The sequence below is a fragment of the Lysinibacillus sp. DFXJR4 genome (genome assembly GCF_057196045.1).
The window spans coordinates 1,056,584-1,081,294 of the sequence record NZ_JBXUNW010000001.1; the positions used below are offsets into that span (position 1 = coordinate 1,056,584).

Below are 24,711 nucleotides of genomic sequence, written 5' to 3' on the forward strand. Positions count from 1 at the left end.
TAGACATGAAGATTATAACAATTGAACCGACACCAAGCCCTAATTCAATGAAGATTGTCGTGGATACAGAATTACCATTTGGAAAAAGCTATAATTTTACAAAAGATAATAAAAATGAAGCAACTGGTGAAGCTGCAGCAATTTTGGCAATCGAAGGGGTCAAGGGCGTTTACCATGTGGCTGATTTTTTTGCAGTTGAACGAAATGCGAAATATGCATGGGAAGGTATTTTAGCAAGTATTCGTCAAGTTTTAGGGGAAGATAATGTACAAGAAGAAAACGAAATACATGCTACAAATGAATTTTATGGGGAAGTTTATGTCCATGTACAATTTTATAAGCAGGTGCCACTACAAGTAAAGGTATTTGATAATCAACGAGAGTATCGTGTAAGCTGTGGTGAACGCTTTGTGGAAGCTTTCAATAAAATTATTGAAACAGCAGACGATGAGAATTATATCTTCCAACGCAAGTGGATTGACTATGGTGTGCGTTATGGTGAGCTTGAGGAAATTGCAGAAGCGGTCAAACAGGAGATCGATGTCACTTATTCTTCAGAACGTATAGCAGAAATAGTTGTAGCCGTTAATGATGATGAAAAAGCAGCTATAAAAACAGATAAGCGAAAAGTAACAGTTGAGCAGTTTATGCAACCAGAATGGGAGAAGCGTTTCCAGTTGCTCGACCAAATGGCTGACCCTGAGCTGGATGACTTACCTCTGCTTGATTTAGCTTTAGAGGATGAGCAGATGTCGATTCGACGATTGGCTACTGTATATTTAGGTATGGTTGAGGATGTAGCAGTTGTGCCGTATTTGGAAAAGGCATTACAGGATAAAAGTGCAGCCGTACGCCGAACAGCAGGGGATTGTATGAGTGACCTTGGATTTGTGGAGTTTGAAAACGCTATGCAGCATGCTTTACAAGATAAAAACAAGCTTGTTCGCTGGCGAGCAGCCATGTATTTATATGAGGTAGGTACTGAGCAATCATTACCTGCATTAAAGGCTGCAGAAGACGATAAAGAGTTTGAGGTAAAGCTACAAGTGAAAATGGCGATTGCTCGAATCGAACAGGGCGAGGAAGCAAAAGGCTCTGTGTGGAAGCAAATGACTGAATCACGTCAACAATAACTATATAAACCAGCATCTATTTGAACAATTATTTGTTAAATATGGTGTTGGTTTTTACTTTTGAAAATTAGAAGAGAGAGGAGCGGTCGAAAAGAAGGTGAAAACCCGTGAAAAAAGAGAGGAATTTGGTTAATAATTGCTTGTAAGATCATGTGTTACAAATCGAAGCAATGTTTTTCCGGAGCACTGATTATATCTTCAGCAAAGTTGTATGATATCATTGAATGAACTGGAAATATGAAAAGGATTTCATGTAATAATAGTGAGGTTATAGAAATTAACCCCATTTATCCTCCAGGACTTCTAGTGGAATGATGATTTCCTTAATTATCTTCTACGGCGAAAGAGGGTGTTTACATAAAATAATTCGAATATTTAGTTTTTTTGAAGTAGAGGTGACTATGGATGTTTGGAAATATTACAGATGTACCCGGCGTAAAGGTGGGACATGTGGAAAATAAGGAAGGAATAACAGGCTGTACAGCTATTTTAGTAGAGAATGGTGCAGTTTGTGGTGTCGATGTAAGAGGCTCTGCTCCTGGCACCCGTGAAACAGATGCATTAGATCCAATCAATGAAATTGACCGTGTACACGCTATTAGCTTATCTGGTGGTAGTGCATTTGGGCTGGATGCAGCTACAGGAATCATGCGATTTTTAGAGGAGCAGGATATTGGAGTGGATACAGGAGTTGCCAAAATACCTATTGTTCCAAGTGCAGTGCTATTTGATTTGTTTATTGGTAATCCTAAAACAAGACCGACTGCTGCAATGGGCTATGAAGCCGCTAAAAATGCTCGGGTTGGCTTTTTTTCAAATGGCAATACAGGTGCTGGGTATGGTGCCACTGTTGGGAAATTAGCAGGGCCTCAATTTTGCATGAAGGGAGGACTAGGTAGTGCTTCTATAGCAGGCAAAGATAATCTAGTTGTCGGTGCCATTGTTGCGGTAAATGCTGTTGGAGATATAAAAGATCCTTCTACAAGAAAAACGCTAGCTGGCGCATGGAATAAGGAAAAAGCGGAGTGGATTGATTGTTGTGCATATTTAGAGGAGCATGTGCAATCTGAAGCATTGTCGGGTACAAATACGACTATTGGTGTAGTTGCGGTAAATGCCAGGCTTACGAAAGCAGAGGCAAAGAAAATTGCACAGCTCACTCAAAATGCTCTTGCCCGGACAATATACCCTGTTCATACCATGCTGGATGGTGATACGATTTTTGTACTAGGTACAGGAAATACAATCTATCCAGTGGACTATATAGGCTACTTAGCAACAAAAGTGATGGAGGATGCAATACTTACTGCTGTTAAGTCCGCTAAAAAATTGGCAGACGTCGAAAGCTATTCGAGCATTTCAAAAATGACATGAAGAAGAATTGGTGAAATGACGTTGTAAAGTAAAAGGAAGTAGGGGTAAGACCAAACAGCATCTTTATATTACGGTTGAGGTGCCCTTATACCAACTTCTTACTATATTTTGAAGGGGTGATGGTGATGAAAAAATGGTTAATGCTTAGTATCCTCTTAATCTACTTAGCGGGATGTCAACCTTTTATAGGCGGTCAATCAGTAATTGACTGGGTAGATTTTATCCAATGGAACGATCATGATTATACTGGTGTTCTGAATAGTGAATTAGCCGATGCATCATTCATAGATAAAGAAATAGGGGAAGTTCGCTTTAAAGTGGCTGATAATGTTACAAATTCATCCTATCAATTAAAAGATGGAGATGCTGCGTTTCATGAAAAAGGGACAAAGCTTTATTCCATTAAAGGGGAAGACAATATCATTGCTGTCAAGGATAAAGCCGCTATAAATGGGTATCGTATATATTTTGCAATTGATAATTCAGAATACAAATGGCATTTTGAGGATGTATCTTTAGACCAAGTAAAAAAGATAGAGATATATAAATCAGCTACACCAGCGGGAAATCAGCAGATAGCTACAATTACTGAAAAAGCTAAAATGGAGAACCTTCTAGAAATCCTATCGAATAGTAATGACGCTCCGGCATTTCAACCGAATACAAGCGCTGGAGATCCAATAAGCTATCAGATTATCTTATATACAGATGAACCCACAGCCTATAAATACGGTGTTCACTATGACGGTAATACATATTTTTGGCATCCGTCAGAAACGGCCATTTTATCAGAGGATATTCAACATTTTATGAGTGAAAAGTAGATGTTAGTCAAAACCTTAAAAAGCGCGAGAAATCAAAGTGTCTAAATTGATTTCTTGCGCTTTTGTCAACTAAAGAGGGTTAAATAATATTGAAGCAACACTATTTAGTAGCGTGTAGCATCCTCTTTTATAATTAAAAGAAGGCATTATAGTCAAATGCTAGTTCATGCTTTGTTAGATAAGAAGCGATAGCACCATGTTTTTCAGTGGAGGCTCCAGCATAATGATTAGCGAAAATCAGGAGAGGCACTGCGTATTGCTCACAAAAATCGATTAGCTTTCCAACTGTTATCTGTTGACGAAGGAAAATGCTTAATACAGCGCCAATGAAGGCATCACCCGCTCCAGTTGTGTCAATCGTATGGACCATGTCAGCTGGTACTTTGACATGTAGCTTTCTAGTATAAAGACTTGCACCCTCTGCTCCACAAGTAATTATCAGGATTTGTACCTTTCCTTGAAATAATGTTTGGACTGCTTGTTCTTCATCTTCGATCGCTGTTAAAAACAAAAGCTCCTCCTCGGACAGCTTTACAATATGGGCTTTTGGAATAAATTCTAAAATGGTTTGACGGCATGCCTTATCATCTTGCCATAATGGCAAACGAACATTAGGATCAAATGACACAAGACTTTCTGCTTGATGTGCCTGTTCGATCAAGGCTATATGTGCCTCTTTCATTGGGCTTTCCACTAGATTTACAGAACAAAAATGAAGAATATCCATCGCTGTTAATAGATTAGCAGGAAGCTGCTCTTTACTATAAAGTAAATCCGCTGCATGACGCCGATAAAATAAAAATTCGCGGTTTCCATCTTTCATCAGTGACACAAAGGCTAGACTTGTTTCACCCTCATTAGTTTGCATAATATAATTTGTATCGACACCTGCCCGTCTTACTGTGTCCACAAGAAAATCTCCAAAGGCATCTTGACCTACTTGTGTGAGGAGGGCTGCCTCTTGACCAAGTTTTGCACAAGCTGCTGCAACATTGGCAGGAGCACCACCTGCATTTTTAGTAAAAAGCTCAACTTCAGTAGGGAGACTATCGTGTTCAGTAGGTGTAAAATCAATTAACAATTCACCAATGGTATAAAGCTTACCCATAAGAAACCTCCTCTAGGTTTAAGTTGACGTATGGGACACACGTTTTTTCTTTGGAACGTAGATGGTATAAAAAATCCCCCCAAAAATTAATAATATGCCCATTGTTTGCAGAAGGCTTGGCATAAAATCGAGCAATAACATATCAAGCAAGATAGCCACTACTGGGTCTACAAAAACTAATACAGAAACTAGAATTGTAGAAAGACTGCGAATGCTATCAAAGAATAAATAATAAACAAAGCCCGTGTGAATAAAACCAGTCCCTAAAATATATAGCCAATTTGTTGTCGTTAACCCATCGAACAGTGAAAAATCTATAAATGGTAGGAGGATAATAATTCCAACTGCTGTTTGAATATAGGTTAAAGCATAGGAACTAAGCTTTGTAATCGTTTTACTTGTTAGCATTGTAAACGCATAAAATATGGCAGACAATAATGCCCAAATAAAGCCTGATTTCATAAATTCGGATAGTGATAGAAAATTATTTAAGCCAATAATGAACATACTTCCTATAAAACATGTGATTGTTGCAAGGAGTGCCTGGATGGTCATTTTTTCTTTTAAAAATAACGCGCCAAAAATTAAGACAAAAATCGGTGCTAAATTATAGATAGAAATCGCAATGGAAATCGACATTTCTTCAAAAGCCTTAAACAAAAATACCCAATTTAAGACGATAAAGACGCCACAAATAAGTGTTCGCACTATTTCTTTTTTATCCCATATCTCTGTTTTATGTCCACCAGTGATGAGCCATAGTCCTCCCAGAAAGAGGGTAGCGCAAATACATCTGATAAATACTAGCTCGGTCGCAGGCACGCCAGTATGAACAGTAAAAAATCCGATAGAGCCAAAAAGTGCCATTGAAACAGTTAATTTTATAATCGCAGAAATGTTCATACAAAACCTTCTTTCTAAAATTTTTATAATGATGTTGTTAACTTTTGATGAAGGTGGGCAGGGTTAGTTTCTCTTCATTTTAAAGTTCAGTCTGAGCGAATCCCTTGGTCAAGGGAAGAACCTGCTCAGGTAACAGTGAAAACTGCTCGACCAAGGGAAGAAATTGCTCAGGTATAAGAGTGAATCGCTCAGCCAAGTGAAGAATCCGCTCAGGTAAGCTATAAAGTCGCTCGGCTAAGGCAAGCCTCCGCTCAGGTAAGTGAGAAAGTCGCTCGGCTAGGAGAAGCCCTCGCTCGGGTAAGCTATAAAGTCGCTCGGCCAAGGCAAGCCCCCGCTCAGGTAAGCGAGAAAGTCGCTCGGCCAAGAGAAGCCCCCGCTTTGGTAAGCAAGAAAGTCGCTCGGCCAAGGTAAGCCCCCGCTCAGGTAAGCAAGAAAGTCGCTCGGCCAAGGGAAGCCCCCGCTCAGGTAAGCAAGAAAGTCGCTCGGCCAAGGCAAGCCCCCGCTCAGGTAAGCGAGAAAGTCGCTCGGCTAAGGGAAGCCTTCGCTCGGGTAAGCGAGAAAGTCGCTCGGCCAAGGGAAGCCTCCGCTCAGGTATCAGCTAAAATCGCTCGGCTAAGGGAAGCCCTCGCTCGGGTAAGCGAGAAAGTCGCTCGGCCAAGAGAAGCCCCCGCTCAGGTAAGCAAGAAAATCGCTCGGCCAAGAAAAGCCTCCGCTCAGCCAAGAGGAAAGGTTCTACAAAGTTAGCGGAACCAATCGTGAAAAGTAAAGAAAACCAACAGCGTATATCAACTGCTGGCTTATTTTTAATTTCTACTATTATTCACGGATCTGCCCATTACCGTGAATGAAATATTTTGTAGAGGTAAGGGCTGGTAAACCCATAGGGCCTCGAGCGTGTAATTTTTGCGTACTAATGCCGATTTCAGCGCCGTAGCCGAACTCAAAACCGTCTGTGAAACGAGTGGAAGCATTATGATAGACAGCTGCTGCGTCTACGCTGTTTAAGAACGTTTCTGCCACTAGTTGATCCTCTGTAATGATAGCTTCAGAGTGATTCGTACCATATTTATTAATGTGCTCAATTGCCTCATACACATTTTCCACCAGTTTTACGCTTACCTTTAAATCTAAATATTCAGTTGCATAATCCTCTTCCATAGCTAGAAGAACGAAATCGAGCGCTTGACAAACGAATTCATCGCCAATAATTGTGACACCTGCCTGGTGCAAAGTGCTGAGAAGCTGTGGTCCATATTCTTTAAACCAATCTGGATGAATAAGTAAACTTTCTGCTGCATTACACACAGAAGGCCGTTGTGTTTTTGCATTTAAACAAATTTTTTCTGCTTTTATGTAATCGGCTGTTTGATCCACATAAATATGACAATTACCAGCACCTGTTTCAAGGACAGGTACAGTGGCTTCTCTTACTACTAAATCAATGAGTGCCTTTCCACCGCGAGGAATCAAGACATCTAAGTATTCTTTTAGATGGAACAATTCTTTTGCTGTTTCTCGATTTGTATCCTCAATTAATTGTACTGCATCAACAGGAATTGAGGTTTTTTCAAGTGCACGATGAATACTTGCCACTATTGCTACATTGGAAAATTTAGCTGAAGAGCTTCCACGTAAAATGACTGCATTGCCAGTTTTCAAAGATAATGTTGCTGCATCAACAGTTACATTAGGACGGGCTTCGTAAATCATTCCGATAACGCCAATTGGCACCAACCGTTTTTCAATTAGTAGCCCATTATCTTTTTCTATTTTTTCTAGTAAATTACCTACTGGATCCTCTAATTTTACAAGTAGATGGATGGCGTTTGCCATTGCTTCTATTCGTTCCTTGTTAAGCATAATACGATCCAGTGTCGAAACAGGCATTCCTTGCTCCTCACCATAAGCTAAATCCTTTGCATTTTCAGCGATAATAGTATCCTGATCCACTATTAATTGATCTGCAATTTTTGTAAGAGCATCGTTTTTTTCACAAGTAGTTTTAATATTTAACACATAACTCGCGGCTTTTGCCAGTTTTCCTTTTAGTTGAACTTCGCTTGTCATCTAAATTCCTCCTTGATTTGTTTGAATTTTTAGCCATTTATCTCGATGAATAACCTCAATTGGGTAGTTTGCCAACTCAGCTGTTCGTTTTCCCATCGCATGTGCTAACTCAAGGGAAGAGTATAAAACCTCACCACGACCAAGCAATCCCTTTTCACTATAAACCTCTACAACATCGCCTTTCTCGAAATCACCTTCTACATAAAAGACACCGGCAGGCAGTAAACTTTTTCCATTTGCTAATAACGCATGCTCTGCACCACTATCAATAAAAATTTTACCAGATACCTCTGTGAGTGCAATCCACTGTTTATTATTTGTTAGAACTGCGAGTGCATCATGTTCAACATATGTACCATCTCCACGACCTTCCATAATATCTACAAGCTTATTCGCGCCGTGCCCAGTTCCTATAAATATTTTGACACCAGCATTTAAGGCTGCTCTCGCTGCAAGCAATTTGGATTCCATGCCACCTGTACCAACCTTAGAGCTTGATCCGTCTGCAAAGCCTAACATTTCATCAGACACCTCTGTTAAGCGATCAATGCGTTTGGCTTGAGGGTTTTTAATGGGATTGGCATTATATAGCCCATTGATATCTGTTAATATGATGAGTTGATCAGCATGAACCAGACCACTAACAAGTGCCGATAGCATGTCGTTATCACCAAAGGTTAATTCACTGACCGAGACTGTATCATTTTCGTTAATAATAGGCAGTATTGAGCGCTCAAGTAATTCCTCAAATGTGGCACAAGCGTTTTTATAACGTTCTTTTTTTGAAAAATCAGTACGAGTCAATAAAATTTGAGCAGGCACAATATCATAAATCCCAAATAAAGTATTGTAGGTTTGAATGAGTAAACTTTGCCCAACTGCTGCAGCGGCTTGCTTTCCTTTTACTGTTACTGGACGTGAAGGGTAGCCAAGCTGTTTAAAGCCTGCTGCGACTGCTCCAGAAGATACAAGTAATACCTCATGACCGTATTTTTTCAGCTCAGCAATTGCTTGAACATGATCCATTAAACGTATTTTATCAATTTCACCTTTTGCGTTGGTTAAGGAGCTACTTCCAATTTTGACGACAATCCTTTTTCTTTCCACGCCTTTTTCCTCCTTCTTCATTTCTCTAAATTATTCTTTTACTAGTTTCTGTCACCTCAGCGAATGCTCACACCTTCACAATAAAAAGCCTTCCATCCTAGAAACTAGGACGAAAAGGCTTGCTTTCCGTGGTACCACCTACATTGAACATCATTGACATTCCACTTTACTCATAACGCTTGAGACTGCGCCTAGTTTTGCTAGGACGATTCACGAAGGAGGTTCATTAGTCTTCTTGTGCATGCCTTTCAGCCTATGGACATTGCTCTCTTATCAAGTAGTTGCTAAGTACTGGTCTTCGTGCGTTAGTATATTAATATGTTTGATAAAGAAGTTCAGTTTTTTGGTAATTGACTAAAGAATGCACTACTTCCGTGTTGCTGTCAAGCTGAATGGGAAAATTAATAGAAAATTTTGAATAAACGAGAGAGGAATGGTGAGTAAACGAGGATTTACCATAGCTATATTACTTGAACCACCAAACGGCGATTAGTAGTGGAAGCATAGCTATAACAATTACAAAGAAGCTCCATAATATCTGTTTCCCCGAAGACATATTTCTGGGTTTGATACTCATTTGTTCATAAAGTTGGTTGATGGCACGCTGCTCCTTCGTGTAGAGCAATGCTTGAAATTCCTCATAATCTTGTATATAGCTTGAGGGGGCTCGAGGACTGAAGCGTAAATTGCGAATATCGTCCGTAATTTCTTTAGCACCCATCCAATAGGTAAGTACAGGTGCTAAGCCTGTAGTTTGTGTAGCACGCACTTCAATGTCATATGTTTTCATTTTATAATAGATATTTCCATGCTCATCTTCATATTGCTCCACAATATCACTTACTGCCATCGACAAACACCTCTTCCTTTAAAACAATGCACCTTGTTTCAATATATTTATGTTCATTATAAGATATTGAAGGAGAAAAGTATTGCAAAAACGAGCATTATTAAGTATATAATTTTTTTCTTCCAAAATTCATGATAAAGTCATAAACTAACATCAGGTGACAGCAATGTCCTGTAGTATAATGACAATAAAACCATTTTGGGAATGGTTGAAAGTAATGGAGAGAAGGGGAAGTTTTATTGGAGCTATCAACAGTATTAGCTTTTTTAGGAGCATCAATTATATTAACATTAATGCCTGGACCAGATAATTTATTTGTTTTAGCACAAAGCATTACACAAGACAAAAAGGCAGGCATTGCTACGTCGTTTGGTTTATGTACAGGTTTGCTTGTGCATATTGGCGCTGCTGTACTTGGTATTTCAGCCATTATTTATCAATCGACTGTTATTTTCTCTATTGTGAAATTTGCGGGTGCGGCATATTTACTATATTTAGCGTGGCAATCTTTTCGAGCGAAAGGCGATCCATTCACATTGGACCAACAAAATGCCCAGGCCTACTTAGCGTTATATAGAAAAGGAATTTTAATGAATATATTAAATCCAAAGGTTTCCTTATTTTTCTTAGCACTATTGCCACAGTTTGTAAATCCATCTAATGGTCATGTGGCTTTACAGATGCTTATTTTGGGTATTATTTTTTTAATTCAAGCACTTTTCCTATTTTCATTATTTAGTATTTTTGCTGGTAAAGTAAGAAAAGTGATAATTGGGAAGCCTGCAATTGCGAAAAGATTAAATATGGTGCAAGGTGTTATCTTTACCTTTATCGGCATAAAAATTGCACTGAGTAAACAGTAGAAGGGGGAATTGTTCATGGCAATTTTACATATCACCTTTAGCTTATCCGCACAAGGTTCAATAAAACATGCAATCCGACAAAACCATTTACAACGAGAAGAGTCTGTTATTTGTATAAATGATGTGTTCTCGATTGGTCCTCTGAATAACCTAGAAGAACGAAAAAATTGGCTTAAAGACTTTGTTTTTAGGGATCATGAAGAGTTTGAATTGTATGAGGATTTTCATCAAGATTGGATGAAAAAAATTGATAGATTACCATGCGATGTAGATGTTTGGGTTTGGTATAGTCAAAATACACATGAAGAGATTGGCTTACGCTATGTTATGAGTGAGTTTATTAACAAATGTAGTATGGTCTATGGAATTGATGCCACAGAAGGTTTGAAACGCATTCAGCCCAACATGATGATACGTCATACAGGAGAGCTTTCAGCAGAAATGTTAATGAAGCTTCGTCCAGAGGCAAAACGTTTTTCTATAAATGAATGTCAGCGACTTGCAAAGGAATGGGAGAACCTGAAACTCCACCCAAGTACACTACGTATATGGAAAGATAGTATTGTGCATGTAGAGGAAGATGCATTAGATGCGATTATAATCGAGTGCGCAAAAAGAGTACATGTTCACCAGAATGAAGAATGGTTGCTGCCAGCCCGCATCATTGGTGAGACAATTTGTGCAATAGATGATTATTTAAATGAAGAATTTATCGAAAATCGCTTGAAAGCTCTAGCAAAGCAAGGTCTTTTTGAGGTTGACGGTGATTTTTCAGATATTTATTCATATCGAGTAAAATATATAGGAAAGTAATAAAAAGCGGTGGGTTGACTTAGCAACCTGCCGCTTATTTTTATCTTTTCTTATAAAAATCAAAAACAAACTGTTGGAATTGTCTTGCTGAAGGTGGGAGATAACGATTTTCAATCCAGGCCATCCCGATGATACGTTCACAGACCATATCTTCCACACGAATTTTAGCTAATTTTTTTGGATTTAAATCTTCGTCATCTGGTAGTAGTGAGACACCAAGTCCGGCACCCACAAAACCAGCAATTGTTGATACTTCATCGCCTTCGTACGTAATTTTAGGTTTAATCCCAGCGGCATTTAGCAAGCGATCTGCTGTTCTACGTAAGGCATATCCCTTTTTCATCAGAACAAAATTTTCCTGTTCCAGTTCTTTCATTTTGATGCTTGTACGTTGAGCAAACGGATGATCAATGGGCACCATGATAAAAAGCTCGTCACGCCATAACTCCCTCCAGCAAACAGGAGGTTCTGTGTCAATTGCTGCCAGTAAGCATAGATCTAGTTCACCAGCCAGTAATTGCTTAAGTTGTGAGTGTGAGTAATTTTGAGTAAAGTGAAAGCGGATTTGGGGGTGCTGTTGACGAAAAGCACGAATTAAATCTGGTACAATGCTAGTTCCAAGAGTATGTAGAAAACCGAGTGAGACATCACCAAGCTCAGGGTTATTGAGCTCCTGTAATTCTAAAACTGCTTTTTCATATTCCTTTCGCATTCGTTGAACACGATATAAAAACAATTCCCCATATCTGTTGAGCATAATGGAACGTCCTTGACGGTCAAATAAAGGAACACCCAATTCTTCTTCAAGCTTTGAAATTGAACGGCTTAATGCTGGTTGGGAAATCGCTAATGCTTCCGCAGCACGTGTCATATGCTCAAGCTTTGCAACTGTTACAAAATATTCTAATTGTTGCCACTCCATTTCCTCAACACCTCTATTCCCGTATTTTTTGAGCTAACTGCATTATAACGAGAAAAGGGTAGGAAGTATAGGTAACATGAAAATTTTTAAAAAGAATTCGTACTGAAAATAAACGAATCCAAATTTTGTACTTTCAAAGTATGAAGAAAAGGCTATTTAATACGTTTTAACCTCACATCGTTAATGCGTAAAATGCATTGATATGATAAAAACTATAAATTGTACATTATGAATAAAGGGTGTTAAGATAGACACATAAAATACACAATTACAAATTTCCGTGAAGGGGATATTATAAAATGAAGTTTATAAAGCCACAACCTCTAACAATTGAGGGAGGCAAAAAAGCCGTACTATTACTGCATGGATTTACAGGTAGCACAAAAGATGTGAAAAAGCTAGGAGAATTTTTATCCAAACGTGGTTATACCGTTCATGCACCAATATATAGTGGGCATGGTGTAGAGCCAGAAGCATTATTAGAAACAAAACCAGAGGATTGGTGGAACGATGTTGTGGAAGGTTATAACTTCCTACAAAATAAAGGCTATGAAGAAATTGCAGTAGTAGGAATTTCACTTGGCGGCGTCTTCTCGTTAAAAGTAGCCGAGAAGTTTCCTGTAAAAGCATGTGTTGCCATGTGTGCACCAATTACACGCGATAACTCAAAAGGCTTATTTACTCGTTTATACCATTATGCTCGTTTATATAAACACTTTGAAAATAAATCAAAGGATCAAATTATTTCAGAATTACATGAACTGCGTATTACACCTAAAGATTCATTAGATGGTGTGACACGTTTAACAACTGAAACGCGAGAAGAACTATCGACAATTCAGGCACCAACATTAGTCATGCAAGGTTCTTTAGATGATGATTTGTATCAAGAGAGTGCACCTTTTATTCTAAATACAGTAAAAACAGATGATAAAGAGATTATCTGGTATGAAAATTCTGGTCATATTATTACGTTAGATAAAGAGCGTGATAAAGTGTATGAGGATGTTTATAAATTTTTAGATCATGTAGAGTGGTCTGTAGCAAACTAAGAGCTGTCTAATGACAGCTCTTTTCTTTTGGACTAAGAACAAGGACATTCCGAATGAATTTTTCACGGAGTTTTTTTCCTTGATGTCAGTCCTTTATGCGGGATGAATAAGGATAAACGAAAAAACTATTGTTTTTATAATAAATGCCTGATACTATGATTGAATTGTAGTGAAAAATCATTTGGTTAAAATAATTTGCTATCGTCAATTACATCGAAGGAGTACATCAAAAATGCAACAGAAAATACCTTTCTCAACCTATGCAGTCATCGGTACAATGCTTTTCGGACTGTATTTTGGAGCGGGGAATCTTATTTTTCCAATCCAGCTTGGGCAATTAGCGGGCACTAACTTTTGGTTTGGATTAATAGGCTTTTTAGTAACAGCAATCGGTTTACCTTTTTTAGGTATACTAGCAATTGGTTTATCAGGTAGTAATGGATTACGTGATTTAGCGAGTCGTGTCCATCCTTTATTTGGGGTGATTTTTTCATTAGCACTGTATTTAACAATTGGTCCATTTTTTGCAATACCACGAACAGCCACAGTACCATTTGTCGTTGGTTTTGAACCATATATTCAAGCACAGCATACAACACTGCTACTTGTATTATTTAGCTTTGTATTTTTTGCCATCGTGTATTACTTCTCATTAAATCCAGCGAAAATTATGGATTATATCGGTAAATATTTAACACCAGCTTTTTTAATAGTGTTATTTATTTTAATTATTACTAGTATTGTAAGGCCGATGGGGCATTTTCAGCAGCCAATGGATGACTATATAGATACTGCATTTATGACAGGCTTTAAAGAAGGCTACAACACAATGGATGCCTTAGCATCATTAGCCTTTGGGATTGTTGTTATTAATGCCATTAAAAGTGCAGGAATCACGGATCGAAAGGAGATTGCGAAGGCCACATGGACATCAGGAATCTTTGCAATGGCATTAATGATGCTCATATACGGACTGATCACATATATGGGGGCATCTAGTATGGAAGCGGTTGGTCCATACGAGAATGGTGGTTTAATTTTTGCAGCAATTGCCGATCACTATTTCGGCTCATTTGGGGCTATTTTATTGGCAATCATTATTGTCCTTGCTTGCTTAAAGACGAGTATCGGCTTAATTACATCCTGTAGTGAGTTTTTCCACGAAGTATTCCCGAACATTAGTTATAAATGGTTTGTGTTCATACTATGTCTAGTATCATTTACCATCGCTAACTTTGGCTTAACGAATATTATTCAATATGCAATCCCAGTGCTTATGTTCTTATATCCACTTGCAATTGTGCTAATTTTACTAGCACTAGGCTCTTCATTATTTAAAAATAAGCAGGCTGTTTACTTAACAGCCATATTCTTCACTTTTTTCATAAGTCTAATCGATGGCTATCGAGCATTAGCTACAAGTATACCAGCAGTAAAATTTGGTCTATTTGAAGCAGTTGAACAGCTATATTCAGATTTTCTACCTTTTTATGAGATTGGCTTAGGATGGATGTTGCCTGCTCTACTAGGTGCCTTCATAGGCTCTATATTCCCTTCAAGAAAAGGTAAAAGTATGTATTAACTAATATGGAGTAAGACACATACAGGATTTTTGATCCTAGCGTGTGTCTTTTTCTTATATTACAAATGTTCATTAAATCTAGTCATAGTATTATGGTCTATAGCTTCATTAAAAATTGAGATCCTTTTAGAGAATAGTTTCTAATAAAAGACTAGCTACTATTTCTCAATAATTAAAAGGTTGTTGTCGATAGGTTGATCGCAGCCTTCAAGCGAGTATTTTTCACTAATGGTCGTTTGTACTTTTTTAAGTGAGTTACAATTTGTTTGAATAAGACTTTTTTGCTTATAAATATTACTTCGAGTATCAATTGTTAAATCAATTATTTCGTTTTGATATTCAAGGTAATAAAACACCAGATTACCTTCATGTGTATATCTAACTAATCTTATACGATCTGTTTTATTTTGCTGAACATTATTATAAAACTTTTCAAATCGCTCTTTATTCTCTATTTCACCTTGCTTGTCATTTATATCTTCTAGCAACTGAGGGTAAGGAAATATATCGGGGTCCATATTGATATCCTGTGATTGATTAGGAACATCACATCCATAAATTATTATAATAAAGAATAAAACAACATATAATTTTTTCATGACCATACTCCTTTTTTCATTTAGTCGATTTTGTAATAAGTAATGTTACAGGTCAGTAGTATTAAATATTGTTTTTACTTTAAGTTTAATGTCACATATAATGCAGTCAGTTATACTACAAGAGCATTTGACTGTAAAAATTCGTAGCTTTACGATAGATGGATGAACACAATCTTCTCTTCCTCATACAAAAAAAGACACAACTCAACCTAATTCAGATCGAGTTGTGTCTTATATTTTTTAATAAGCAGTCCAGCCACCGTCAACAGCAATAACTTGTCCGTTAACAAAGCTTGCTTCATCTGAACCAAGGAAAATAGCAAGCTGTGCAATCTCCTCAGGTTGTCCAGCACGGGGATTAATGGCCAAACCAAGCCCTTGACGTGCTGCACCTGTTTGGCTCACGTTTGTCATGGTAGAAGCAATGTTTGTTATAACTGCACCTGGTGCGATACCATTACAGCGAATATTTTTATCTGCATACATAAAGGCTGTGTTTTTTGTCAGCCCAACAACAGCATGCTTAGAAGCAGTGTAAGCAGCCCCAGCACGAGCGCCGTAGAGACCACCAGCAGAAATATTATTCACAAATACACCATGTCCTTGAGCAAGGAAAATCTCTGTTGCCATACGCATTGAACGCATCACAGCTGTTGTATTTACCGCGAATACTTTGTCCCAACGCTCATCAGAAATTTCACTAACTGGCTCCATTCCATCCATAATACCAGCATTATTTACTAAAATATCTAATTGTCCATAAGCTTTTTTTGTTTCATCAAACAAGCGTTGTAAATCTTCTGTTGAAGCGACATTTGTTTGAACAGCAATCGCTGAGCCACCAGCTGCCTCTATACCTTCAACTACAGCTTTTGCACCTTCTAAATTTAAGTCAGAAACTACGACCTGTGCTCCTTCTTTTGCATAACCTTCTGCAATTGCTTTACCCATTCCTGATGCGGCACCTGTTACGATAGCTACTTTACCTTCCAATCTCATCTTAAGGACCTCCTGTATATTTTTTTTAGAAAATGTCCCTATCTACATGAACATTTCTCCAATATATGAAGCTAGATATTGAACATGTGTTCATTAAAATAATATAATATATTTGTAAGCGATTTCAATAAGCAAAATATAAAGAACTGTTTAGTAATGAACACATATAACAAATCTGTTGAATATGGGGGAGAAAATTTGAAAGTAAATGATTTAAGAGTTATCAAAACAAAGCAAGCATTGCACAATGCATTAATGACTTTACTAAGTGAAAAGCCACTCGAAAACATTTCAATTGCTGAAATTTGCCGAGTTGCAAACATAAATAGAGGAACCTTCTATTTGCACTATGAGCAGAAGGAAGGGTTATTTGAGGAGTACTTTCAGGAAATAATGGAGGATTTATATAATTCCTATGAGGAGCCATACCGTGCAGTAACGAGATTAGACAAGAATCAATTAGATCCAAATACCATACGAATTTTTCATCATATTGAGCGCTTTAAAATGTTTTACCGCATCGTTTTTTCAAAAAATGTTCCGCTAACCTATTATTACATGCTATTTGATGGAATTTATTCACTTCTCAAGAGAGATATTACAGCTCAGCATAAGTTACATGATGAAATAGCTATTGATTATTATAGTGCATACCAGGCGAATGCAATTATTGGTCTAATTATTCAATGGTATCGTCAAGATTTTGCAGATAGTGTAAGCACATTAAATAAACAATTAGCAGCAATTTTGCGATTTGGCCATTAACTGTTGTTCTCGTTAGATGAGAGGCGAGATATTGCCCTTCTATAATACGGACATTTATTATAGAAGGGAGTTGTTGAAGTTTGTGAGCTGTGAATGTTAAACCCTCTATTTTTAAAGATGCTTCATTCCAATATTGATTGAGAGCAAAATTAAAGATATAGCACCAGAGGCCCTCTATGAAATTTAAGAAGCAGCACTGGAAGAGATTATTGACAATTAATTAGAATTGACCTAATGGTAAAAATCCAAGAAGGCTTTAAAGCAGAGTTACCATTTTTTTATTGAACAGTAGTAGGTGTTATTTCTTTATTTTTTGTTTTTTGTAGAGCAACGGCTATAAAGGAAATAATCAATGTGACAGCAATAATGATTCCTAATGCACTACTGTTCTGCTGAAGGTTTTCAGCACTTCCGCCAAAAATAATCGTGTAATAGCCATCTGCTCCATAAGTGGCTGGAAGAATAGAAGCCAGCTTGTTATAAAAATCAGAAAGCATGGTTTTTGGTACAAGTACACCTGATGTTACAAGCTGTAGAGAAAGGGCACAAATATTGAAAACCATACCTAAATTGCCGAAAATCATGACAAAAACTTGTGCGAGACATAGGAATGCCCAGAACATAAATGCTTGAAAGAGATAGATAGTTAGGAAGCTTACCTCACTTGAAATATTAAAGAGGTGCATTAACGCAATCGTTAATAGAGGTAAGACAAAAGCTACTCCAATATTTATAATTTGCCTTGCTAGGAACAATTGCCATTTTGAAACGAAAGTTTGCACTAGTTGTGCTGCCTGTTGATGCTGCATAATCATTACCATCGCACCAACAAATGATGAGATGATGACCATTAGTGGTACAAAGTTTGCCGCAAATCCTTCTGCATTATTTGTTTTAATGATTGTGGAATCAATTGAGCGATCTTTTATCTGCAAAATTGTAGCTTCAACCGAATCTGTAATTTGTAGTGCCATATTTTGTTCTAATGGAAGCTGGGCGAACTTTTGGGAAAACATTTCAATCGACTTTTCTTGCTTTAGTGGAAAAATATTGTGATTGATTTCCTCTGTTAGTTGTTTGGCGGTACTCTCCATCATACTTTTAACCATACTTGCACTAGCTTGATTAATAGAATAAGTAATTTTTCCTTCATTTCCCGCTTGGATTTGTGCAGTAAAGTTTTTTGGTATATGCAACAACATTTGAATATGACGTTTATTCAACTCTTCTTCAGCCCGCTTTATTGAAGTGAATTCTTCGATGACAAATGGTAGTGATGTTTTCAGTCCATTTGCTACCTCTTGACCCATCTCACGATCCTCACTAATAACGCCAATTTTTAAATTTTCAGCTCTCTCATTTACACCGTCATAGGCAGTCATCCAAACTGAAAAAAAGATAAGTTGAAAAGCAATGGTAGCAACTATACCAATATATGTTTCTTTTATACGAAATAAAGCTTGTAAACCTTTCATCTATAGGCCTCCTTTATAAGTAAGTACTTACTTGCATTAGTAAGAAAAATTTTTTCTAGGAAACGAGTCCCCTAGAAAAAATCGCAATACTTGTCTGAAGTAATTCCTCCGTTGGCATCTCTGAAACAATAGTCCCCAAGCGTGCACGTGACATAAAGTGTCCAAAATTCATAGCGATTAGAGATAATGCAGCTGCCTCAAAGTTGATTTCTTTTATTTTCCCTCTTTGATGCATCTCCTTCAAATAATGAACAAGTTCATTTTTAATAAGAAGAGGGATACTTGCAATTTCTTCGTTAATTTCTGGAAATTGTAGACCCTCTTTAAAGCCAATCATGACAAAGTCTTTGATGGACATTAAAAAATTAAAGTGCTTCAGGGAGAAATTCAATAAATCATTTTCCAAATCCCATGTCACATTTGTAGTGAGCTCTTGCTGCATTAGAGGATAGTAAGAAAACTTTTCAATAATGGCTTTTAAAATGCCCTGCTTGCTACCAAAATGGCGAAAAATGGTTACTTCATTAACCCCAGCTAATTCAGCTATAGCCTTCGTTGTTGCTGCGGTATAACCTTTTTCACTGACAAGATGTAATGCAGCTTCAATAATTCGATCAGCGGTCCCTTTCGTTGACAAAAAATTACTTCCTTTCATGCAAGTGATTACTTACATGCTAGCATAGTGTGCTTTCGTATGCAATAAAATTAGGTTAAAAAGTGCTTGGGTGGCGAAGAGAACTGCTCAGGTAGGACAAGAAAGCGCTCGGGTGGCGAAGCGAACTGCTCAGGCAGGACAAGAAAGAGCTCGGTGGCGAAGCGAACTGTTCAGGCCGGACGAGAAAGCGCTCGGGTGGCGAAGCGAACTGCTCAGGTAGGACGAGAAAGCGCTCGGGTGGCGAAGCGAACTACTCAGGTAGGACGAGAAAGCGCTCGGATGCCGAAGCGAACTGCTCAGGTAGGACGAGAAAGCGCTCGGATGCCGAAGAGAACTGCTCAGATAGAATCGGAATCTACATGAATAACATTGACAACTATATCGTCTGCTGATATATTCTTTATTATATCGTATGTCGATATATTGTTGTGCGATATAGAGGGGGATTTGTATGACACAAGAGCATCCGCCGTTAACGGAAGGCGTTTATTATATTTTATTAGCTTTATTTGATGCGAGGCATGGTTATGGGATTATGCAATTGGTAGAGGAAATGAGTAATGGTCGTGTTCGGCTTGGGGCTGGAACAATTTATGGTGCGATAAAAACCTTGCTGGAACGGGGCTGGATAGAAGCGCTAGAAGATGATGGGCGAAAAAAGGAATATGTAATCACTGAGAGTGGAAAAGAAGTTGTGCACTATGAAATTTTAAGATTAAGGGAACTTTTTGATAATGGTATCCGTATAACGAAAGAGGATGGGAACTTTGCATAAATATTGGTTAGTGATGAATCCGTATGATATTGAGAAAAGAGTTAATGAGATGGCTAGTCAAGGCTGGCATTTAAAAAAATTTACTTGGATTCGTTTTACATTTGAGCAAGATGAACCAGGTAGCTATATTTATCGCCATGATGAATTGGAGCGATTTGGTTCTACCTATGAGGATGAGTACCTAGATTTACTCAAATCCTCTGGGATAGAACAAGTAGACCGTTCTGGAAACTTTGTTTTCTTTAGAAAGCCTGCTCATGAAGGGCCCTTTGAACTTTACTCTGATAAAAAAACTAAAATCAGTAATTTGTCCAAAAAAATTACGTTGCTATCATTAATTCTCCTACTGAATTTGTTTTTTGGAATAACAGGACTTGTTAGTATTTCCGGAGGGCAGCATACAGATATGTTGAAGTTGCTATTGAATAGTACTAATATTCTTATCGTTATGTTATTAGTGGGACCAATCCTTAAGCTTATGCGAGTGCGTAAAAATTTGAAGAAGGAACTGGATGTATTTTCAGATTAGGAAGGGGGTAACTTTATGAAAAAGTTTAAATTTCGTTTTTTATTGATTATGAACGAGAAGAACAATGGATTAATAATATGGCAGAACAAGGTTAGCATTTAAAAAAGTTTTGGCCATTCGTTTTTCTATTTGAAAATGGTATATCTGACCAATATATTTATCGCAATGAAATGGTATTAAAACGAAAAAAAGATTTTTTTATTTTTTAGATACGATGAATATTGAACATTGATTTGTTTATTGAATGTCTTCTTAATTTCCTTATTAACGATTGAGATTTATAGAAATCATAAACATAAAAAGAAATTAAAATGGCTTACTCATATTTATGAGGATTAGAGGAAGACAGATTGCTTACAAGTATTACATAGACTAATAGGGAGGAAAAAGAATGACATTACAATTACAGCATGTCACAAAGAAGTATAAGGATTTTACAGCAGTAGATAATCTTAATTTCAACATAGAAAAAGGGGAGATTTTTGGGTTAATTGGGCAAAATGGTGCTGGTAAAACAACGACCTTCCGTATGATTTTGGATTTGCAAGAAACAACAGAGGGGACGATTACATGGGATGGTAAACCAGTGAATGCTATTAACCGTGATGTTCTCGGTTATTTACCTGAGGAACGGGGTATATTCCCAACGATGAAGGTTGAGGATCAATTATACTTTTTTGGTGAGCTTCGTGGAATGAAAAAGGCGGAGTTAAAGAGAGATATTGATTTTTGGATAAGCCGATTTGAGCTTGAGGAAAAGCGGAAAGATAAAGCAGAAACACTATCGAAGGGGAATCAGCAAAAAGTACAGCTAATTGCGAGCTTTATTCATAAGCCACAGTTCTTAATATTAGATGAACCATTCAGTGGGCTTGACCCTGTCAATAAAGATTTACTGAAGGATGCCATATTACTTTTAAAAGAACAGGGCACAACGATTTTGTTCTCTAGTCACCAAATGGATAATGTTGAGGAGTTGTGTGATCACCTTTGTTTATTGAAACGTGGTGTCTCTCTGTTTTCAGGTAGTTTGCTGGATTTGAAGAAACAATACGGGAAAACCAAATTGGCTGTACGTACAGATTGGTCAACCACTCAATTGCTGACACTTGAGGGTGTGAAAGATGTACGCGTTGAGAAAGAGCAAACAGTGCTAACTTTGAAGGACGAGAGCTTTGCACAGAGCATTTTCCAACAGCTTTCCAATGGCGAATATATTGAGAAATTTAGTTTAGATTACTTATCATTAGATGAGATCTTTAAGGATAAGGTTGGTGGCAACATTGTCGAAGTTTAATTTATTAATGAAACAGCTATATAGATCAAAATTAAAATCAAAGTCTTTTGTATTAATGACATGTCTTTATATACTCGCGATGTCCGTTGCCATTTTTTGGTCGGATATAAAGGAATTATTTACAGGTAATGATCAGGCAAAGCAAATAGCCATTGTAAATGAAACAACTGCCGACTTAAGTGGGCTGTTCGTTTCCAATGATGATATGAAATTTTTACAGAATGAAAACAATCTATCAAAGCTAGAGAAAAAGGTCAAGGACGAGAAGCTTGATGCAATCGTTAAAATAACAGATCAGAATGGTCAATTACATGCTGAAATAGCAACGTACACACCGTTAAAACTAAATGATCAAACTACTATCTCTTCATTACTGCAATATGCGGGTCAGCATTATGCTGTTCAAAAATTATCATTAACATCTGAGCAGGCAGCGCAAATTATGAGTGCTAAAACAATTATCTCCAATAAAAATTTAAATGAAGAATCTTCTGGTGGTAAAAGTGAAGAGGAAAAGCAATCAGGACTATGGGTGTCCTATGCAGTTGGTATATTAATCTACTTCTTTATTTCCACATTCTTATCTATGATTACAACAGAGATTGCCTCCGAAAAAGGCTCACGTGCAATGGAAATGCTTTTAGTGAGTGTCAAACCTGCTACCCATTTTAAGGCAAAAATTGCTGGTGTATTGTTATTAGCTTTAACACAAATGGGAATTATTGCAGTGGTTTTCCTTGTGTATGCTAAATTTGTGAAGAATGGAGTTATTTGGGATGCTGCTACAAGCATTGTAAAGGAATTGTCGCTGGGATACGTTATTTATGCAATACTTTTCCTACTCTTGACAATCGTCCTCTATTTAATTGTAGGGGCTCTATTCGGTTCATTAGTTTCCAAAGTTGAGGAAGCAGGCCAGGTATTAATGCCTGCAATGATGATTACATTAATCGGCTTCTATGTAATGCTATCTGGTATCGGCAATCCAGATACGCTTATTATTAAGATATTCTCCTATATTCCATTTACATCTGGCATGGTTATGCCGATGCGCATTGGGGCTACTGATATAGGGGGGATGGTACCACTTTTATCATTAGGTATTTTAGTAGCAACGATTATTGTCGCTTATTTATTTAGCCTATCCTTCTATAAGCGTAGTGTTTTAACTTATAGCACAGGCGGCGTGATCCAAAAAATTAAAACGGTCTTAAAAGTGACAACATAAATGATAGAAGCAACTATTAAAAGTCAAGCGTTCAACAAATTGAAATAGTTAAGTTGCGATAAGATGCTAAACATTTTATTATAATTCAAAAGGGGCAGTCCGAAAAGTCGATGCTAATCGATTTTTCGGTACAGCCTTATTTATTTTCTTATTGAACGAACCTGCTGTAAAATGACAATAAAGTTTTTTTAAAAGCTCAAACAAGCATAACCTCGCTCTAAATTTAGGACGAGGTTAAAAATATAGTTGTTTAATTTTTGATGTAAGATTCTTCACTACACTAAAAAAATAACTATAAAGTCGTTTGATTATCTAAGTTTTCCTCAAAAATAGCGCCCGATTGTAGAATAAGTCTATAAACTAAGCTGTGCTGTTAGTTCAATAACTTTAACAAAAAACCTTCAATCCTTTTAAACAACAAGAAAAAACGAATTCTAAAATCAAAATCCATTCTTCGTAAATTCTTATACTAACTCTAACACAATGTTTGAAGTATATGTGGCAACACATTGGCGCTGATGTGTAGTTCCTATTTAGGTGAAGCAGAAGGTGTTATGACGTAATTAAAAGCGTTCCATCGTTAAATCAGTATTTACTGAAACCGCAGCTTTATTACCTTTAGCAGCTGAAATCATTAAAGAGGAGGGTTTAGATCTTTCGGTTTCCCCTGCAATATATACGTTTTTTTGAGTTGTTCTACCAACACCATCTGTTATTACTTTTCCATCTTCATCAATTTCACAGCCAAGCTTCTCAGCAAACTGATTGGGGCGATAATAAGATGGGGCAACAAATCCACCCGACCTTATAATGGTTGCTCCTGTTTCAAACTCTATTTTTTGTAAGTACCCGTCTTTACCTATGAAGTCTTTTATCTTTTCTGATATAATTTTGATATTGTGTTTTTGTAACTCCATTGTACCTTCTTTAGATAAGTGAACGCCATTCGTTAAGACAACCAAATCCTGCGACCAATTATAAATTAACTTAGTCAAATGCAGTACATGCTCTTCTTTTTCTGCCATAACCACTAATGGCTTATCCTTTTGCTCCCAGCCATCACAATACGGACAACTAAATAGACTTTTCCCATAAAACTTTCTTATACTTGGTAAAGTAAATATTTCTTGAACACCGGTGGCAAGTATTATTTTTTCTGAAACAATTTCCTGACTAGTAGATGTTTTGACAGTAAATCGCTCATTACCTATATCCTTCATAATTTCAGTAACTGTTGCATTAAGATATGATACGGATGGGTAATTCTCCAATTCGTTTAACGCTATTTCTTTAAACGTTTGTGGTTTTATCCCATCTCGTGTAATAAATCCATGTGACGCTTGTGTCACTCTATTCCTATTTGTCCCATCATCAATTAATGCAATATTTCTCCTAGCCCTTCCTAAAGTTAAGCTAGCACTTAACCCAGAAGGACCTCCACCTATAATGATACAATCAAGGACATTCATTTTTTTACCTCCGTATTGATTTTGTTTAATTTTGACTTGTTATTTGCAAAAGAGAACTACAGTATTTCCCCCATTATGGATTTCCATTCTTTACACACTAATATTAATTATGAAAAGAAGTGACGTATGTCCAGCGAGAAACATTACTTTTAAGTTTATTTCTAAGTCTGAACACAATAGTATAGTGAGACTACAAAAATCATTCATGAAGAATAAGTTGTCAAATCATAAAGGATCAATTTATCGTTATTGATAAAATGACCCTATTTCATATCGAATTATTCAGTTTAATTCCAACTAAGCAACTTTTAAGACTTCATGT

Annotated in this window: 24 protein-coding genes; 13 read left to right on the plus strand and 11 right to left on the minus strand. The window is 37.2% G+C overall.

All coding sequences use genetic code 11. The annotated features are described in order from the left end of the window. Positions 1 to 5: 5 nt before the first annotated feature. From AC2CGN_RS05310 to AC2CGN_RS05320, 3 genes are all read left to right on the plus strand, one after another. Positions 6 to 1,133: a conserved virulence factor C family protein gene (locus AC2CGN_RS05310; protein ID WP_429984992.1), complete on the plus strand. Its 1,128-nt coding sequence runs from the start codon at positions 6 to 8 to the stop codon at positions 1,131 to 1,133. A 405-nt stretch (positions 1,134 to 1,538) separates the two neighbouring features. After that, entirely contained in the window at positions 1,539 to 2,507 is a 969-nt protein-coding gene (locus AC2CGN_RS05315; RefSeq protein WP_484512557.1) for a P1 family peptidase, read from the plus strand. Positions 2,508 to 2,632: 125 nt separating this feature from the next. Beyond that, positions 2,633 to 3,331 (plus strand): hypothetical protein, encoded by a 699-nt coding sequence (locus AC2CGN_RS05320; protein WP_429981290.1) that lies wholly within the window; start codon positions 2,633 to 2,635, stop codon positions 3,329 to 3,331. A 133-nt stretch (positions 3,332 to 3,464) separates the two neighbouring features. Here AC2CGN_RS05320 and AC2CGN_RS05325 read toward each other — a convergent pair whose 3' ends face one another. The 5 genes from AC2CGN_RS05325 to AC2CGN_RS05345 form a co-directional block, all read right to left on the minus strand. Beyond that, entirely contained in the window at positions 3,465 to 4,439 is a 975-nt protein-coding gene (locus AC2CGN_RS05325; RefSeq protein WP_429981291.1) for a carbohydrate kinase family protein, read from the minus strand. A gap of 18 nt (positions 4,440 to 4,457) precedes the next feature. Then, a complete protein-coding gene (locus tag AC2CGN_RS05330; protein WP_286923876.1) occupies positions 4,458 to 5,342 on the minus strand; it encodes a DMT family transporter in 885 nt (294 codons plus the stop codon). Positions 5,343 to 6,158: 816 nt separating this feature from the next. Further along, positions 6,159 to 7,409 (minus strand): glutamate-5-semialdehyde dehydrogenase, encoded by a 1,251-nt coding sequence (locus AC2CGN_RS05335; RefSeq protein WP_484512559.1) that lies wholly within the window; start codon positions 7,407 to 7,409, stop codon positions 6,159 to 6,161. Then, positions 7,410 to 8,516 carry a glutamate 5-kinase gene (gene proB / locus AC2CGN_RS05340; RefSeq protein ID WP_429984995.1) on the minus strand — a complete coding sequence of 369 codons (1,107 nt, stop codon included), beginning with the start codon at positions 8,514 to 8,516 and terminating at the stop codon, positions 7,410 to 7,412. A gap of 466 nt (positions 8,517 to 8,982) precedes the next feature. After that, on the minus strand, positions 8,983 to 9,366 hold the full coding sequence (locus AC2CGN_RS05345) for a sodium:proton antiporter (protein ID WP_429981294.1): 384 nt from the start codon (positions 9,364 to 9,366) through the stop codon (positions 8,983 to 8,985). Between the two features lie 239 nt (positions 9,367 to 9,605). On the opposite strand from AC2CGN_RS05345, the gene AC2CGN_RS05350 reads away from it, so the two are divergent. Further along, positions 9,606 to 10,229 carry a LysE family translocator gene (locus AC2CGN_RS05350; RefSeq protein ID WP_484512562.1) on the plus strand — a complete coding sequence of 208 codons (624 nt, stop codon included), beginning with the start codon at positions 9,606 to 9,608 and terminating at the stop codon, positions 10,227 to 10,229. A 15-nt stretch (positions 10,230 to 10,244) separates the two neighbouring features. After that, positions 10,245 to 11,042 carry a DUF1835 domain-containing protein gene (locus AC2CGN_RS05355; protein WP_429981295.1) on the plus strand — a complete coding sequence of 266 codons (798 nt, stop codon included), beginning with the start codon at positions 10,245 to 10,247 and terminating at the stop codon, positions 11,040 to 11,042. A 40-nt stretch (positions 11,043 to 11,082) separates the two neighbouring features. Here the strand turns inward: AC2CGN_RS05355 and AC2CGN_RS05360 are convergent, their stop codons facing one another. Further along, the gene (locus tag AC2CGN_RS05360) at positions 11,083 to 11,964 is read right to left on the minus strand and encodes a LysR family transcriptional regulator (protein ID WP_429981296.1); all 882 of its coding nucleotides are present in this window, start codon (positions 11,962 to 11,964) and stop codon (positions 11,083 to 11,085) included. Between the two features lie 299 nt (positions 11,965 to 12,263). Here AC2CGN_RS05360 and AC2CGN_RS05365 point away from each other — a divergent pair, with 299 nt between their 5' ends. Together AC2CGN_RS05365 and brnQ are read left to right on the plus strand one after the other, a co-directional pair. Then, positions 12,264 to 13,016 carry an alpha/beta hydrolase gene (locus AC2CGN_RS05365; RefSeq protein WP_283871822.1) on the plus strand — a complete coding sequence of 251 codons (753 nt, stop codon included), beginning with the start codon at positions 12,264 to 12,266 and terminating at the stop codon, positions 13,014 to 13,016. A 232-nt stretch (positions 13,017 to 13,248) separates the two neighbouring features. After that, positions 13,249 to 14,598 carry a branched-chain amino acid transport system II carrier protein gene (brnQ, locus tag AC2CGN_RS05370; protein WP_484512565.1) on the plus strand — a complete coding sequence of 450 codons (1,350 nt, stop codon included), beginning with the start codon at positions 13,249 to 13,251 and terminating at the stop codon, positions 14,596 to 14,598. Between the two features lie 158 nt (positions 14,599 to 14,756). Here brnQ and AC2CGN_RS05375 read toward each other — a convergent pair whose 3' ends face one another. Together AC2CGN_RS05375 and AC2CGN_RS05380 are read right to left on the minus strand one after the other, a co-directional pair. Further along, positions 14,757 to 15,197, minus strand: a complete 441-nt coding sequence (locus AC2CGN_RS05375; protein ID WP_484512567.1) for a DUF4362 domain-containing protein — start codon at positions 15,195 to 15,197, stop codon at positions 14,757 to 14,759. A gap of 240 nt (positions 15,198 to 15,437) precedes the next feature. Continuing rightward, a complete protein-coding gene (locus AC2CGN_RS05380; RefSeq protein WP_484512569.1) occupies positions 15,438 to 16,196 on the minus strand; it encodes an SDR family oxidoreductase in 759 nt (252 codons plus the stop codon). A gap of 198 nt (positions 16,197 to 16,394) precedes the next feature. Here AC2CGN_RS05380 and AC2CGN_RS05385 point away from each other — a divergent pair, with 198 nt between their 5' ends. Further along, a complete protein-coding gene (locus AC2CGN_RS05385; RefSeq protein WP_484513166.1) occupies positions 16,395 to 16,961 on the plus strand; it encodes a TetR/AcrR family transcriptional regulator in 567 nt (188 codons plus the stop codon). Between the two features lie 278 nt (positions 16,962 to 17,239). On the opposite strand, the gene AC2CGN_RS05390 is transcribed toward AC2CGN_RS05385, so the two are convergent. Further along, the gene (locus tag AC2CGN_RS05390) at positions 17,240 to 18,436 is read right to left on the minus strand and encodes a YhgE/Pip domain-containing protein (protein WP_484512571.1); all 1,197 of its coding nucleotides are present in this window, start codon (positions 18,434 to 18,436) and stop codon (positions 17,240 to 17,242) included. Between the two features lie 55 nt (positions 18,437 to 18,491). Further along, positions 18,492 to 19,073 (minus strand): TetR/AcrR family transcriptional regulator, encoded by a 582-nt coding sequence (locus tag AC2CGN_RS05395; RefSeq protein WP_286926885.1) that lies wholly within the window; start codon positions 19,071 to 19,073, stop codon positions 18,492 to 18,494. A 171-nt stretch (positions 19,074 to 19,244) separates the two neighbouring features. On the opposite strand from AC2CGN_RS05395, the gene AC2CGN_RS05400 reads away from it, so the two are divergent. The 5 genes from AC2CGN_RS05400 (at position 19,245) to AC2CGN_RS05420 (ending at position 22,920) form a co-directional block, all read left to right on the plus strand. Then, complete coding sequence (locus AC2CGN_RS05400) at positions 19,245 to 19,454, plus strand: hypothetical protein (protein WP_484512573.1); 210 nt, start codon at positions 19,245 to 19,247, stop codon at positions 19,452 to 19,454. An 88-nt stretch (positions 19,455 to 19,542) separates the two neighbouring features. After that, positions 19,543 to 19,866 (plus strand): PadR family transcriptional regulator, encoded by a 324-nt coding sequence (locus AC2CGN_RS05405; protein WP_283871835.1) that lies wholly within the window; start codon positions 19,543 to 19,545, stop codon positions 19,864 to 19,866. Continuing rightward, positions 19,850 to 20,395, plus strand: coding sequence for a DUF2812 domain-containing protein (locus AC2CGN_RS05410; RefSeq protein WP_429987016.1), 546 nt, complete (start codon positions 19,850 to 19,852; stop codon positions 20,393 to 20,395). Before AC2CGN_RS05405 ends, AC2CGN_RS05410 begins: the two co-directional genes overlap by 17 nt. A 391-nt stretch (positions 20,396 to 20,786) precedes the next feature. Continuing rightward, positions 20,787 to 21,692 carry an ABC transporter ATP-binding protein gene (locus AC2CGN_RS05415; RefSeq protein ID WP_054772213.1) on the plus strand — a complete coding sequence of 302 codons (906 nt, stop codon included), beginning with the start codon at positions 20,787 to 20,789 and terminating at the stop codon, positions 21,690 to 21,692. Then, positions 21,670 to 22,920 carry an ABC transporter permease gene (locus tag AC2CGN_RS05420; protein ID WP_484512576.1) on the plus strand — a complete coding sequence of 417 codons (1,251 nt, stop codon included), beginning with the start codon at positions 21,670 to 21,672 and terminating at the stop codon, positions 22,918 to 22,920. Before AC2CGN_RS05415 ends, AC2CGN_RS05420 begins: the two co-directional genes overlap by 23 nt. Positions 22,921 to 23,483: 563 nt before the next feature. Here the strand turns inward: AC2CGN_RS05420 and AC2CGN_RS05425 are convergent. Next, a complete protein-coding gene (locus AC2CGN_RS05425) occupies positions 23,484 to 24,389 on the minus strand; it encodes an NAD(P)/FAD-dependent oxidoreductase (protein ID WP_484512578.1) in 906 nt (301 codons plus the stop codon). Positions 24,390 to 24,711 lie beyond the last annotated feature (322 nt).

Coding starts and splice junctions, on each gene's coding strand:
- AC2CGN_RS05310 (WP_429984992.1), top strand. CDS start 6: ATGAAGATTATAACAATTGAACCGACACCAAGCCCTAATTCAATGAAG.
- AC2CGN_RS05315 (WP_484512557.1), top strand. CDS start 1,539: ATGTTTGGAAATATTACAGATGTACCCGGCGTAAAGGTGGGACATGTG.
- AC2CGN_RS05320 (WP_429981290.1), top strand. CDS start 2,633: ATGAAAAAATGGTTAATGCTTAGTATCCTCTTAATCTACTTAGCGGGA.
- AC2CGN_RS05325 (WP_429981291.1), bottom strand. CDS start 4,439: ATGGGTAAGCTTTATACCATTGGTGAATTGTTAATTGATTTTACACCT.
- AC2CGN_RS05330 (WP_286923876.1), bottom strand. CDS start 5,342: ATGAACATTTCTGCGATTATAAAATTAACTGTTTCAATGGCACTTTTT.
- AC2CGN_RS05335 (WP_484512559.1), bottom strand. CDS start 7,409: ATGACAAGCGAAGTTCAACTAAAAGGAAAACTGGCAAAAGCCGCGAGT.
- AC2CGN_RS05345 (WP_429981294.1), bottom strand. CDS start 9,366: ATGGCAGTAAGTGATATTGTGGAGCAATATGAAGATGAGCATGGAAAT.
- AC2CGN_RS05355 (WP_429981295.1), top strand. CDS start 10,245: ATGGCAATTTTACATATCACCTTTAGCTTATCCGCACAAGGTTCAATA.
- AC2CGN_RS05360 (WP_429981296.1), bottom strand. CDS start 11,964: ATGGAGTGGCAACAATTAGAATATTTTGTAACAGTTGCAAAGCTTGAG.
- AC2CGN_RS05365 (WP_283871822.1), top strand. CDS start 12,264: ATGAAGTTTATAAAGCCACAACCTCTAACAATTGAGGGAGGCAAAAAA.
- brnQ (WP_484512565.1), top strand. CDS start 13,249: ATGCAACAGAAAATACCTTTCTCAACCTATGCAGTCATCGGTACAATG.
- AC2CGN_RS05375 (WP_484512567.1), bottom strand. CDS start 15,197: ATGAAAAAATTATATGTTGTTTTATTCTTTATTATAATAATTTATGGA.
- AC2CGN_RS05380 (WP_484512569.1), bottom strand. CDS start 16,196: ATGAGATTGGAAGGTAAAGTAGCTATCGTAACAGGTGCCGCATCAGGA.
- AC2CGN_RS05390 (WP_484512571.1), bottom strand. CDS start 18,436: ATGAAAGGTTTACAAGCTTTATTTCGTATAAAAGAAACATATATTGGT.
- AC2CGN_RS05405 (WP_283871835.1), top strand. CDS start 19,543: ATGACACAAGAGCATCCGCCGTTAACGGAAGGCGTTTATTATATTTTA.
- AC2CGN_RS05410 (WP_429987016.1), top strand. CDS start 19,850: ATGGGAACTTTGCATAAATATTGGTTAGTGATGAATCCGTATGATATT.
- AC2CGN_RS05415 (WP_054772213.1), top strand. CDS start 20,787: ATGACATTACAATTACAGCATGTCACAAAGAAGTATAAGGATTTTACA.
- AC2CGN_RS05425 (WP_484512578.1), bottom strand. CDS start 24,389: ATGAATGTCCTTGATTGTATCATTATAGGTGGAGGTCCTTCTGGGTTA.